The organism is Verminephrobacter aporrectodeae subsp. tuberculatae (assembly GCF_026127385.1).
Classification (GTDB): domain Bacteria; phylum Pseudomonadota; class Gammaproteobacteria; order Burkholderiales; family Burkholderiaceae_C; genus Acidovorax; species Acidovorax aporrectodeae.
Genome location: NZ_QZCX01000003.1, coordinates 492,609 through 506,539, shown reverse-complemented (window position 1 = coordinate 506,539; position 13,931 = coordinate 492,609). Strand labels below are relative to the sequence as shown.

Below are 13,931 nucleotides of genomic sequence, written 5' to 3'. Positions count from 1 at the left end.
AAGTAAACCGGAGGCATGCTGGGGACGTATTCCGGCTGTCCGTACACCGGGTACGTCGGATACATTGAATAGTAGTGAGCCGACCCAGGGTACGCAGGGTACGCAAGGTATGGATCGCCCGGCAGCGTGGTGCACCCCGTCGCCAGAGCCCCCAGGAGCAGGGCAGAAGGGATGCGCGTGAAGAGGCATGGCATGTCGTTCCAATTCCGGTCGGATGGCGTGTTCCGTTTGGGGCCCCCGAAGAGCACCCCGGCAACCTGCCCATTTCGCGGGACGGGCGTTTACTTTAGCGTCTGACGAGGCGCTTTGGTTGACCCGTTGAGCGAATATGTTTGCCGTGGCCCGCATGCAGCGGGCGCTGCTTTCAGGCGCTGGGCGCGCGGGCGGCCTGGGCCCTGGCGGCAAATTCGGCGCGCAGGGCCCGGAGCTTGGCGCGCGGGTCCTCGCGTGTACTGCCCTTGTCCAGGCCCATTTCGGCGATGAAGCGGCTGGGCTGCGTGGCCACCAGCTCGCGGCCTTTTTTGCGTTTCTTGCTCCAGCTCACGGCCAGCGTGCGCTGGGCGCGGGTGATTCCCACGTACATCAGGCGGCGCTCTTCCTGCAGGCGTTGCAGCGTGTCGTCGTCCGGCTCTTGCTCGCGGCCTGCGGCGGCGTCGATCTTGAAGGGCAGCATGCCCTCGGTTGCGCCGGCGAGGATCACGTGCGGCCATTCCAGCCCCTTGGACGCGTGCAGGGTCGATAGCGTGACGCGGTCCGCTTCCTGTTCGCGCCCCGAGAGGGTGGACAGCAGCGCGATGCCCTGCGCCACCTCCAGCAGGCTCTTGGTGGGCGCGCCGGCGTCGGCGCTGTCGTCGATCTGGCCGCCGGCGCGCTGCGCCATCCAGTCGCAAAACTCGAGCACGTTGCCCCAGCGTGCGGCGGCGGCTTGCGCGCTGTCTTCGCTGTCGCACAGGTGCTGCTCGTAGCCGATTTCCGCCATCCATGTGTGCAGAAAGGCGCGCGCCGCCTCGGCGCCGAGCGTGTGGCGGGCGCGGTATTCCAGGTCGTTGATGCAGCGGCCGAACTCGTGCAGGCCGTCGAGCGCGCGTTTCGGCACGGCGGCGGGCAGCATGGCGTTGAACAACGCGCCGAACATGCTTTGCCGGTGCTGCGCGGCAAAGGTTCCCAGCGCCGCGAGCGTGCCGTGGCCGATGCCGCGCTTGGGCGCGGTGATGCAGCGCAGGAACGCCGGGTCGTCGTCGTGGTTGATCCAGAGGCGAAACCAGGCGCACAGATCCTTGATTTCCGCGCGCTCGAAGAAGCTGCTGCCGCCCGAAACCTTGTACGGGATGTTCGCCTTGCGCAGCGCCTTTTCGAACGGCTTGGCCAGGTGGTTGGCGCGGTACAGGATGGCGAAGCCCTGCCACGCGGGCGGCGGGTTGCCCGTGGCGCGCAGGCTCTGAATGCGCGCCACGGCGCGCTCGGCCTCGTGTTCCTCGTTGTCGGCGTCGACCACGCGCACGGGTTCGCCTTCGCCCAGTTCGCTGAACAGGGTCTTGGGAAAGAGCTTCGGGTTCGGCCCGATGACGTTGTTCGCCGCGCGCAGGATGGCGCTGGTGGAGCGGTAGTTCTGTTCGAGCTTGACGACCTCGAGCCGCGGGAAGTCGAGGGGCAGCCTTTTGAGGTTGTCCAACGTGGCACCGCGCCAGCCGTAGATCGACTGGTCGTCGTCGCCCACGGCGGTGAAGTGCCCTTTTTCGCCGACGAGCAGCTTGAGCAGTTCGTACTGCGTGGCGTTGGTGTCCTGGTACTCGTCCACCAGCACGTGGCCCAGCGCCGCCTGCCATTTGGCGCGCACCGGCGCGAAGTCGCGCAGCAGGCGCAGCGGCAGGCCGATCAGGTCGTCGAAGTCCACGCTCTGGTACGCCGTCAGGCGCTCCTCGTAGCGCGCCATCAGCGTGGCGATGCCGCGCGCGTCGTCGTCCGCCGCCTGCTCCAGCGCCTGCGCGCTGGTCAGGCCCTGGTTCTTCCATTGGCTGATGCGCCACTGCCATTGGCGCACCGTGGCCAGGTCGGTCGCGCCCCCGCAGGCGTCCTTCAGGATGCCGCTCACGTCGTCGGTGTCCAGGATGCTGAACTGCGGCCTGAGCCCCAGCGCCGCGCCGTCCTCGCGCAGCATGCGCACGCCCAGCGCGTGGAAGGTGCATACGAGCACGTTTTTGGCGCGGCGGCCGATGAGTTCCTTGGCGCGCTCGCGCATCTCGGCGGCGGCCTTGTTCGTGAAGGTGATCGCGGCAATTTGCCGGGGCTCCATGCCGCGCTCGATCAGGTGCGCGATCTTGTGCGTGATCACCCGGGTCTTGCCCGAGCCCGCGCCGGCGAGCACCAGGCAGGCCCCGTTGGTGTAGTGCACGGCCTGGAGCTGGGCAAGGTTGAGGCCGGTGGACATACGGGAGGAGGGCGCGGGAGGCAAGCGGGGATGCGTGGGGATGAGCGCGCAATGATACCGGCGCGGTCCGGGCGTGCAGCCTGGCTCGGGCTCAGATTTCCAGCGGATCCACGTCCACCAGCCAGCGGATCAGGCCCTTGTGCGCGGGGTCGTGGCGGGTGGCTTGCAGCACGGACTTCCAGGCCAGCAAGAAATGCTGGAGCGCGGCGCGGCGCGGGCTCTCCAGCAGCATCTGCGCGCGCTCCACGTTGGCCACGCGCTGGATCGCCAGCGGCACGGGCGGAAACAGGGTCACCCGCTCCAGCCCCGGCAGGGCGGCGGCGTGCGCCGCGGCGCTGGCCGCGCTGAGAAAGCCCTGCGCCACCTCCTGCGTGCGTGCGTCGGCGCGCACCAGGGCCAGGTGCGAGAACGGGGGCATCGCGGCTTGCGCGCGCTCTCTGAGCTGCTGCGCGGCAAACGCGGGGTAGTCGTGCGTGCGCAGGGTTTCGAACACGGCGTGCCGGGGGCAAAAACTCTGCACCCACATTTCGCACTGCGTTCCCTGGGCCGCCATATAGACGGCGTCGCGCCCGGCGCGGCCGCCGGCCTGCATGAGCAGCGCAAACAGCCGCTCGGGTGCGCGAAAGTCGCTGCTGAACAAGGCGCCATCAGGCTGCACGGCGGCGACCAGCGTGATGCGCCGGAAGTCGTGGCCCTTGGCGATCATCTGCGTGCCCACGAGCACGTCCACGGCGCCGGAATGCACCTGCGCGAACTGCTGTTCCAGTGCGCCCTTGGCCCGGGTGGTGTCGGCGTCGATGCGCGCGATGCGCACGGGCGTGCGGTCGGGCCGCAGCACCTCGGACAGCAGGGAGCAGAGCTGTTCTTCGAGCTGTTCGGTGCCCCGGCCCATGGGTCGGATGTCGGGGCTGCCGCAGCGGGGGCAGTGGCGCGGCACGCGCACGGTGTGGCCGCAGTGGTGGCAGCGCAGGCTGCGGTCGGTTTTGTGAAAGACTTGGTGCGCGCTGCAATGCGGGCAGTCGCTTTTCCAGTCGCAGTCGGCGCAGTGCAGCACCGGGGCGTAGCCGCGGCGGTTGAGCAGGACCATGCATTGCTCGCCGCGCGCCACGCGCTCGGTGATCGCGGCCAGCAGCGGCACGCTGAGCACGGCGTGCCGGGGCTGCTGGCTCATGTCCACGCGGCGCACGCGGGGCAGGGCGCCCGCGCCGATGCGGCTGGGCATGTGCAGCCGCGCATAGCGCCCGCCCCCGGGGTCTTCGGGCGTGGGCGGGCGGCTCGCGTGCCAGCTCTCGAGCGACGGCGTGGCCGAGCCCAGCAGCACCTTGGCGCCCTGCTCGCGCCCGCGCCAGATGGCCAGGTCGCGCGCCGAATAGCGCGCGCCCTCCTGCTGCTTGTAGCTCGGGTCGTGCTCCTCGTCGACGACGATGAACTTCAGGCCGGGCAGGCTGGCAAACACCGCCATGCGGGTGCCCAGCACGATGCGCGCCGCGCCGCTGTGCGCGGCGAGCCAGCTCCTGAGGCGCTGCGGGCCGGTCATTCCGCTGTGCAGCGGGACCACGGCGCTGGCGCCGAAGCGCGCTGCGAAGCGTTCCTCGAGCTGCGGCGTGAGGTTGATCTCGGGAACCAGCACCAGCGCCTGCGCCGTGGGGTCGGCTTGCAGCATCTCCTGCACGCAGCGCAGGTAGACCTCGGTCTTGCCGCTGCCGGTGCTGCCAAAGAGCAGGAAGGGGCCGGGCTCCGAGGCAATCCGGGCGCAGGCGCTTGCCTGTTCCGTGGTGAGCGCCACGCTCTGCTGCAGCGTGTGCGCAGCTGCGTCCGCGGGCGGCGTGGGGCGGCGCAGGCGGCGCGCGAACTGCTCGGGGCGCAGCCCGCGCAGATGCGCGGGCAACGCGGCCAGCGCGACCTCGCCCAGGGCGCGCTGGTAGTAGCGCGCGGCAAAGGCGACCAGGCGGCGCCAGGGCAGATCCAGCGGGGCCAGGCCCTCGAGCACCCCGGCGACGGGGCGCAGCGCGGTGCCTTCGGGAAGGCCGCCCGGGGCCTCGTCGGCGTCCCACACCACGCCCAGCACCTCGCGCGCTCCCAGGGGCACGCGCACCAGCGTTCCCGCGGGCAGGGGGCGCTCGCAGGCGTAGCTCAGCAACTCCCCCATGCCGCTGTGCGACGGGGTGTGCAGGGCCACGTGGACGGGGCCGGCGGGGGGCTGGGGAGCGGACAAGGCAGGATGGGGCAGGAGGGCAGGGGCGGACGGGGAATTGTCGCCGCGGGAGGGCAGGGCGCGCTCGTGCGCAGGCCCTTATGGCAGCTTGTGCATGCCACGTGGAGGTTCATTCGCTAAGTCCATGTTTTTGTTAGTGCCTGTAAATAATCCCGAATATTTGTTGATAACTTTGTTGAAATCTCGTCGGGTTTCGCCTTGAAACCGCATGAATGCAGGCCATCGACAGATTGCTTACGAAACAGGCAGCCCCTTAAACTGCTTATAAGTCTGAAGAAAGACGGGCGGCAAGTTCTGCGCGCACGCCAAGCGCCTGCGCGGGGGGGCGTCAGGCCCGGCGCTGCGCCCGCGAGTGGCTATGCACGGCCTCGACCAGCGCCGCCACGTGCTCGGGCGGCGTGAACTGGCTGATGCCGTGGCCGAGGTTGAAGATGTGCGTGGGCCCGGTGCGGCTGCGGTCGGTGTGGGGCGTGCCGAAGCGGTCGAGCAGCCCGTGCACCTGCTGCACGATCTGCTCCGGCGGCGCGAGCAGCACGCAGGGGTCGATATTTCCCTGCAAGGCCTTGCCCGGCCCCCCGACGGCGCCGCCGAGCAGCGCGCGCGCCTTGGCGAGGTTCACCGTCCAGTCCAGGCCCAGCACCTCGCAGTCCAGCGACTGCATGTCTTGCAGCCACGGTGCGCAGCCCTTGGTGAAGACGATGCGCGGCAGGTCGGCGCCGTCCACCCCCGTGCGCCGCAGCTGCGCCAGCACGCGCGCGGTGTACGCCAGGCTGAATTGCTGGAACGCGCCGTCGGCCAGCACGCCGCCCCAGCTGTCGAAAAGCATCACGGCCTGCGCGCCGGCGTCGATCTGGGCGTTCAGGTACGCCGCCACCGCGTCCGCGTTCACCGCCAGGATGCGGTGCATCAGGTCGGGGCGCGAATACATCAGGCCCTTGACCTGGCGGTAGTCGTCGCTGCCCTGGCCCTCGACCATGTAGCAGGCCAGCGTCCAGGGGCTGCCGGAGAAGCCGATCAGCGGCACGCGCCCGCCCAGCGCCTGGCGGATGTTGGCGACCGCGTCGAACACGTAGCGCAGCCGGTCCATGTCGGGAACGGCCAAGCCGGCCACGGCGGCCTCGTCGCGCACCACCCGGGCAAAGCGCGGGCCCTCGCCCTCGACGAACGCCAGGCCCAGGCCCATGGCGTCGGGCACGGTGAGGATGTCGCTGAACAAAATGGCCGCGTCGAGCGGGAAGCGCTCCAGGGGTTGCAGCGTGACCTCGGTGGCGTAGTCCACGTTGCTCGCCAGGCCCATGAAACTGCCGGCCCGGGCGCGCGTGGCCCGGTATTCGGGCAGGTAGCGACCCGCTTGGCGCATGAGCCACACGGGGGTGTAGTCGGTGGCCTGGCGGCGGCAGGCGCGCAGGAAGCTGTCGTTGGCGAGGGGGGCAGGGCGCATGCGCCGATTGTCGCAGGGCATGCCCAGCGGTCAGCACAGCGCCACAGCCCCCCGCTGAGGCCAGCGCGGAGCCGGCTTCGCCGGGCCGCTGCTGGCGTCCCCCTGGGGGGAAGACGCGAAGCGGCTCAGGGGGGGACCTATCTTTCAGCGATGTAGTGCGACATGCGGGCCGTCTCGCCGGGCGCGAGGAAGGCGCGCACCTCGCTCTCCAGCGTCTGATCGGCCATCGTGGCGCGGGCGCGCTGGTGCAGGTAGTCGGCCCAGGATTCGACGATGAAGCGCTCCACATAGCGCGAGGACTGGCCCAGATCCCGGTACACGCGCCAGAAGGTGGCGCCGTCCCTGCGGCGCGGGGCCCGCAGGCGGCTGATGCTGTCGAGAAAGGCGGTGTCGGTTCCGGGGGCGATGCGGTAGCCGATCTCCACGGCCACGGGGCCGGCCTCGGGCCGGGGCTCGGCCTCGATGAAGAGCTCGTCCCAGGGAGTGGCCTGCGTCACCTCGTGCAGCGCGCCCATGCGCAGCGGCAGGGGGCGCGCCAGCGGCAGGCCGGCGAGCATGCACGCTGCGGCCAGGCACAGCGTGGGCGTGGGGCCGATGAGGTCGGACGACGCGCCCCAGAACGCCGAGCCCATGGCAAACGCCCCCAGCGCGGTCACCATGTGCATGGCCACGGCGCGCGCACGCACCCACTGCGGCGCGCTCGCCTGCGTGGCGGTGTTGAAGGTGGACATGGACGACATCCACGCCGCGCCCGCGAGCAGCATCCACAGATAGACGATCCAGGCCGCCTGCGCAAACGCGGTCACCAGCATGGCCGCCGCAAACACCACGCCGCCGGCGCCGACGATGCGCTCGAGCCCGAAGCGTGCGCGCAGCCGCCCGAGCAGCAGCCCCACGGCCACTGCGCCTATTCCCAGGCAGCCCATGAGCAGGCCAAAGCCCTGCGCACCGGCGCCGAGCTGGCGCTGCGCGATCATCGGCAGCAGCGCCCACAGCGCCGAGCCCGCGGCGCTGAAGGCCGTCACGCGCACCAGCTGCGCAAAGATGATGCGCGAGTGCCAGGCGTAGCGCAGGCCGCTCAGGGTGCCGCCCCAGAGCCGCTCGGGCGGCAGCCGGGTGGGGTCGTGCGCGCGCGGCGGCCAGCGGCGGATCGACTTCCACATCACCAGTGTGGTGCCCACCGAGAACGCGAACACCCAGCCCGCACCCAGCTGCGCGAACACCAGCCCCGCGAGCGTAGGGCCCAGGGCGCGCGCGACGTTGTAGGCGATGCCCACGGCGGTGATGGCCTGGGGCCAGGCCTCGCGTGCAACCGGGTCGATGACCGAGGCGTTCCAGGCCGGGGTGAGCACGGCCGTGCAGCCGCCGCAGACGAACACCAGCAAGAGCACCGACGCCGGCCCGCTCCAGCCGCCCAGCGTGAGCAGGGTGAGCAGCGCGCAGGTCCCCGCTTGGGCCAGCAACGCGCCGCAGATCAGGCGCTTGCGGTCCGTGGTGTCGGCGAGCACGCCCGCCGGCAGCGCCAGCAGGAACATGGGCAGGAACACCGCCGTCTGCACCAGCGCCGCGAGGAACGACGATCCCGTGAGTTCGACCATGAGCCAGGCGGCCGCCATGGTCTGCATGCTGTTACCGACGAAGAACACGCCGCCGCAAATCCACAGGCCCCGGAACGCAGGCGCGCGCAAGGGGCTCCACAAAGAGGTCGATGGCGATGACATGGGAGAAACAGGGCAGGTGCGGGCGGAAGGTCCCGGCGGGACGGGCACTGCGCCGTCTGTGCCGGAATTTCCGTTCCCCGCGCACAGGATATCCGTCCCGGGGCCGTTTGGGGGTGTTCCGTTGGACAGTTGGCGACGCTTGGCCTGGCTCCGCATCTCCTTCCCCGGAAATCTGACATGTTGGCGACGGAATCAAAGAGGCGCCGGGATTGACAAACTGCAGGGTAGGTGCTCGAATCTGCACAACTAGTTACAGTATTACAGGAAATGGCTGGTCAGTGTCCTGAGGACGGTACGACAGGTTCTCGCAGGGCGTGCCGGGACGGGTTTTCCCGCTGCGCCAGGAGACAGGACCGGGGCACGAACGCCGCGGCGCCGTAACGCTGGCCTCCTGCCCCGCAAATGGCAGCACATGAAACGGCGCCTTTCGCGCCAGGGCGGCATTGCAAATCCTCGCGATATCCAAGGGTATCGCGAGGATTTTGGCTCTGCCATGGCGCGCAATGCAGCAGCTTCATGTGCTGCCATTTGCGGGGCAGAACAAGCTTGGCGCGCCCGGGGCGCCACTTGGCCAGCCAAACCCGGCTGGCGCGAGGGGGCAGGGCCTTCGCGGCGCCATGGTCGAATAGCGCCAGCGACGGCCCGAGCAAACACACAGACCAAAGGAGTGACACCACAATGTTTCCCATCGATTTTTTCTGGCGCGCAGCGCAGCGCTGGCCCGCGCGCGTGGCCATCGACGCGCCCGAAGGCAGCATCTGCTACGACGCGCTCGCGGACCGCGTGGCGGCGTTGGCCGCCGGCCTCACGGCGCTCGATCCGACCCCGCAAAGCCGCGTGGGAATCTGCGCGGGCAATAGCGCCGAGCACATCGCCGCGCTGCTCGCCGTGCTCGCCTGCGGCAAGGTCTGGGTGCCGCTGAACCCGAAGAGCACCCGGTCCGAAATCCGCCGCATCGTCGATGTCACCGAGCCCTCGATCCTGGTGTTCGACGCCGCCTGCGCCGAACTGCTCGAAGGCGCGCCCGGCGTGCGCGTGTGCATCGGTGCGGCGCAGGGCGCGCGGCCCGCGGGCAGCACGCTCGCGGACCTGGTCCGGGACGGCGCCGGTGCGCCGCGTCCGGTGATCGATCTGCCGCCCGACGCGACCCAGGCGATCAAATTCACCGGCGGCACGACGGGGGTCCCGAAGGGCGTGATGCAGCCCTACCGCGCCTGGATGGCGAACATCGTGAACCAGATCCACGCCTGGGGCTTCGACGAGCACGAGCGCTACGTCGTCGCCGCGCCGATCACGCACGGCACGTCCACCTACATCCTGCCTGTCCTGGCGCAGGGCGGTTGCCACGTGCTGCCCGACGGCGCGGGCGCGCAGGCCGTGCGCGCGGCCTTTCGCGAGCGTGGCGGCAGCGCGTGCTTCATGCCGCCGACGCTGATCTACATGCTCATGGCCCTGCCCGGCGCCGCGCGCAGCGACTATCCGCGCCTGCGCCGACTGATCTACGGCGCCGCGCCCATGCCGCCCGAAAAGATTCACGCCGTGCGCGCCTTCTTCGGCCCGGTGCTCGGCACCACCTACGGCCAGACCGAGGCGCCGCAGGTCCTGAGCGTGATGCGCCCCGAGGACTTTGAAGACCCGCACAACGTGTCCGCCGTGGGGCGCGTCACCTGGTTCAACGACCTGGCCATCATGGCCCCCGACGGGCGCCTGCTGCCCGCAGGCGAGGTCGGCGAGGTGGTGGCGCGCGGCGACCTGCTCATGACCGGCTACTGGCGCCTGCCCGAGAAAACCGCCGAGACCCTGGCGGGCGGCTGGCTGCACACCGGCGACCGCGGCCTGATCGACGCGCGCGGCTACCTGCACCTGCGCGACCGGCTCAAGGACATGGTCATCAGCGGCGGCTTCAACGTCTACCCCGTGGATGTGGAAAACGCCCTGGGCCAGCACCCCGCGGTGTACGAGTGCGCGGTGTTCGGCCTGCCCGACGAGAAATGGGGCGAGACCGTGCAGGCCGCCGTGCAACTGCACCCGGGCCAGGTCGCGGACGAGGCCGCGCTGATCGCCTTTGTGCGCGAACGCCTGGGCCCGGTGCAAACGCCCAAGCGCATCCATTTCCACGACAGCCTGCCGCGCTCGCCCGTGGGCAAGGTGCTCAAGTCCGCCGTGCGGGACGCAGCCCTTGCCGCCCTGAAATCCGTTCCCGACGCTTCCTGAAAGAACCGCCCCATGGCCGTTGCCACCTCCCCTCCCGTCACCCGCCTGTGCTCGCACACCCGCACCAGCCTGCATTACCGCGGGGCAAACCGGGTCGCAGACCTGCTGGGCATCCGGGACACCGTAGCGCAGGCCGTCCCCAGCGTTGGCAAGGACGGTCCGGCATGAGCGCGGACGCCGCGCTCGTCACCGGCGCCAGCCGGGGAATCGGCCGCGCGGTGGCCGCGCGCCTGATGGCCGACGGCCTGCACGTCGTGAACTACGACATCGTCGCCCCGGTCGCCATGGGCCCGCGCGAGACCTTCGTCCAGGTGGACCTCGCCGACGAGCGCGCGCTGCGTGCCGCGCTCGCGCGCAGCGTCGCGGAACGCGCGGTGACGCGCCTCGTGAACAACGTGGGCATCGTGCGCCCCGCGGGAATCGACACCGTCACCAGCGCCGACCTGCAGGCCGTGATGACCGTCAACCAGGCTGCGGCCATCGCCTGCGTGCAGGCGCTGCTGCCGGGGATGCGCGCGGCGCGCTTTGGCCGCATCGTGAATATCTCCAGCCGCGCCGCACTGGGCAGGGCCGAGCGCATCGCCTACGCCGCGAGCAAGGCCGCGCTGCACGGCTTCACGCGCGCGCTGGCGCTGGAACTCGCGGACGATGGCATCACCGTCAACGCCATTGGCCCCGGGGCCATCATCACCGAGCTCTTCGAGCGCGTGAACCCGCTGGGCGCAGCCGCCACGCAGCGCATCTTGCAAAGCATTCCGCTGCGCCGCATGGGACACCCCGACGAGGTGGCGCACCAGGTGGCGTCGCTGCTCGACGCGCGTGCGGGCTTTACCACCGGCCAGGTGCTGTACGTCTGCGGCGGCACGACGGTGGGATTTGCTCCATGAATCGCCTCCGGTCCTGCGTTTCCCCCGGAATCTGGCGTGTTGGAGACGGAACCAGGAAGCCCCGGGATTGACAAACTGCAGGGCAGGTGTTCGAATCCGGGAAATAAGTTACAACATGTATTTATAAAATCGTTGCTCAAGAAATCATGACCCTGAATAAAAAATTTTTCGCTCAAGACGTTCTTCCCGACATGCCTCCGGTAGGGGTGGGAGATTCGATTTTCAATTTGAATCACCCGTACGTAATAGTAGAAGATGATGGCGGGAAGGTTCTGCTTCGCATCACGGACGTATTTTCCAAGAGAGAAACAGCGGTGTACACCCATTTTGATGCTTGTCTCGACGGCATAAAACTGGAAGATGTCATGGATGCCAAGAGTTTTTATCATCCGGAAAAAAACAGGGATGCAATAGTGGTGCTTACACCCTGCACCCTGTTCCATGTAAGCTACGATTATGACAAAGAAGGACTCGTAGTAGATCCTCTGACGATTTCAAATTCCTGTACGGGGAAAATAGTCAAGATTTTTGATATTTTTAATCTTGATCAACATACGAACGGTAGTTTGATTCTATTGAATGAAGATAAAGGAATCTACTCACTGGTGCTCATTGACGTTACGGATGGCAAAGTGGAGCACAGCATTGAGCTGCCCTTTGGGTCTGAAAAGATGGAATTCACTTTTGTGAAAAAAGGATTTGCCTTGCAGGCTATTCTGACCAACGTGGACTTATCCAATAATCTGACCGTATATTCTGCTTCCTTGACGATTTTTTCAAAGCAAAAAACCAATGCATCTGATTTTATGGCGGTTTCTTTAGGAGAGGTCAGCACGCAAGATCATACCATCGTTCAACTGAAATCAGGAAGGTTCATTTCGTCCACCAGCGATGAACAAATCCTGGTTAATTTTGTGAATGCAAGCCAGCAGCCTTGCCTGGCTCTGTTGCGGCATGATAAAGAAGATTTTGGTCGGTTGAAATTTTGGAATCAAACCGTCATGCAGTCGCTCAGGCCGGACACGTTGTTAAAGCCGGAATATAAATGCATTTCTGCCACCTTCATTCCGCTCAAACCAACTGATAATATCATCTGGACTGCCCCCCATGTGGTAGAGCATAGATATCCCGGGGATGCTGCGCATCAAACATGGTTGATCTGTTCTGTTCTTGAAACCCATTTTTTGAATGTAGATGAAGCAACTGGTGCCATAGTAGACAAGTTCAATAGAATTCATGACGATACCAGCCCGGCAACTCGCGCTCCGCGTGGATATGCATCCAGTGACATATTCATATCGCTGACTGAAGATATTAAGATACCCGATGAAGGAAAATATACCGTCCCCAATATCAATCTGGTTCATATCTCCAGAGCTTCCGTCGAAACCTTCATGGACCACGAAAATATTTGCAAACTTGCTTTCCATCCTTTTTTCATTGAGATTGCAGATACTGATGTAGAGGGAAATGGCAGATTCATATACTCCGTGGATGATGAACAGGAAGGATGGCCATTATTGTACGATCAAATCCTCGCCAATCCCCAGGAATACGTGGAACGATTAAATGTACTTCCGTGCTTCGCCGGCGGGATGGACTATAATGGAAAAAGTCTGCGCATAGGGCTTCCGGAATTTGTCGACTATTCCTCGGTAATCCAGGCGTTGGCATTACTCCAGTGCATACCTTTTGAGCGCGCTGTACTGGACAATTCACCCAGTCTTTCTTTTACTGAAGGGTCTCATGTCGTGAATAATTCAAGCACGACTACGCATTCTGATTGGTCAATTACTCTGAGCGAGCATGCTTCCGTCAACTTGTTTGGGGGTTATGTCAGTGAGCATCTCAGCCTGACGACAGGGCATGGTTTTTCGAAAACGGAGGATCAAGCGAAAAGCGTTGCTCTGAGTTTTGGGCAAACCATCAGTCAAACAGATGTGATATTGGGACATTCCAATAGTTTTTTAACGTGGCGTTTTCCGGTCTATATACGCACTCCCGATTTTGATGAGCCGGTAAAAGTAGTGGATTTGCCAATGGTGTTTCCACAGTCGAAAACTCCGGCAACGGAATTGGTGGAAACTTCTTCCAGTGAAATCATCTATGCGGCAGACTATGAAGTGGGGAGTTTGCTAAGCTATGAGGGGGCCAGTATTCCGGGATATGACGAATCAAAGCTCTTGTTTCCCCGCATCGAACTGGACGTAACCCAGGATTCCGGTGGCGCGACCATCAGCTACGCACAGTCCTTGACCGATGGTTCATCCGAATCATACACTTCCCACCTCACCACGAGTGGAGGTATTTCTGTTGGGTACAGTGGTGCGATCGTACAGGCCGGCGCGAATTTTGATTTTAATATAAGTTCGGGGGACACATCAACGACGAGCGTTACTACTACGACGGACTTGAACATCAACATCCATGCCGGTTCTGTAAAAGACGTCCTTTACAGCTACCATATAACACCCCTTTGCTACTATTCAACCATTGACGACCTGCTGATCGTCAAGTATAAAATAAAATTGACGGGCCTCGGCTGGAAAGACTATTTCGGAAAACCCATGGTGAAATGCATGGCGCTGATTCCGATGACTGCAAAAAATGTGTTTGCAAAACTGACTCGTTCCATTCGTTATTCGGAAAATACATTTGATAAAACGAAGACGGACATTGACGTGCATTTGTTCAATAATGCGCTGGTAAAAGCGCAAAACATAGCCTGTGAATTTTTCGTGGGCGATAGGCCGGTAGACGCCGGTAGCACCGTAAAAATTTCACCGGATGCAATCAGTGCAGGAAAAGTGCCTGTGGCTGACGCGATGATTGCCATGGGGAGAATAGTGGCCACCATGGCGCAAGTTGACTTGGTAGAAGGCACTTTCATCTCCGTAAAAATTACGCATGATGGGATGGAGAACGTATATTGGAACTCGTACCCTGATAGTTATGTCAATGAAGTCATGAAGGAAGAAAAGGGCTTGTAAGTGCTTTCCCGCATTCGGCAAGCTCTCGGCCGGAG

At 65.0% G+C, this 13,931-nt stretch carries 7 protein-coding genes and 1 pseudogene; 4 read left to right on the top strand and 4 right to left on the bottom strand.

All coding sequences use genetic code 11. The features are described from left to right. Positions 1-364 precede the first annotated feature (364 nt). The 4 genes from D5041_RS17320 to D5041_RS17305 form a co-directional block, all read right to left on the bottom strand. Positions 365-2,428 (bottom strand): ATP-dependent helicase, encoded by a 2,064-nt coding sequence (locus tag D5041_RS17320; protein WP_265285331.1) that lies wholly within the window; start codon positions 2,426-2,428, stop codon positions 365-367. A gap of 91 nt (positions 2,429-2,519) precedes the next feature. Continuing rightward, positions 2,520-4,643 (bottom strand): replication restart helicase PriA, encoded by a 2,124-nt coding sequence (gene priA, locus D5041_RS17315; protein ID WP_265285330.1) that lies wholly within the window; start codon positions 4,641-4,643, stop codon positions 2,520-2,522. Positions 4,644-4,971: 328 nt separating this feature from the next. Further along, a complete protein-coding gene (hemE, locus tag D5041_RS17310) occupies positions 4,972-6,084 on the bottom strand; it encodes a uroporphyrinogen decarboxylase (protein ID WP_010105609.1) in 1,113 nt (370 codons plus the stop codon). 137 nt (positions 6,085-6,221) lie between these two features. Next, entirely contained in the window at positions 6,222-7,805 is a 1,584-nt protein-coding gene (locus D5041_RS17305; protein ID WP_265285329.1) for an MFS transporter, read from the bottom strand. A gap of 678 nt (positions 7,806-8,483) precedes the next feature. Between D5041_RS17305 and D5041_RS17300 the strand changes: the two genes are divergently transcribed. From D5041_RS17300 to D5041_RS17285, 4 genes and pseudogenes are all read left to right on the top strand, one after another. Next, positions 8,484-10,019 carry a class I adenylate-forming enzyme family protein gene (locus D5041_RS17300; protein WP_265285328.1) on the top strand — a complete coding sequence of 512 codons (1,536 nt, stop codon included), beginning with the start codon at positions 8,484-8,486 and terminating at the stop codon, positions 10,017-10,019. A gap of 12 nt (positions 10,020-10,031) precedes the next feature. After that, positions 10,032-10,130: pseudogene (locus D5041_RS17295) on the top strand (citryl-CoA lyase); the annotation flags it as partial. Between the two features lie 53 nt (positions 10,131-10,183). Continuing rightward, positions 10,184-10,906: an SDR family oxidoreductase gene (locus D5041_RS17290; protein WP_265258800.1), complete on the top strand. Its 723-nt coding sequence runs from the start codon at positions 10,184-10,186 to the stop codon at positions 10,904-10,906. Between the two features lie 146 nt (positions 10,907-11,052). After that, entirely contained in the window at positions 11,053-13,896 is a 2,844-nt protein-coding gene (locus D5041_RS17285; RefSeq protein ID WP_265285327.1) for a hypothetical protein, read from the top strand. Positions 13,897-13,931 lie beyond the last annotated feature (35 nt).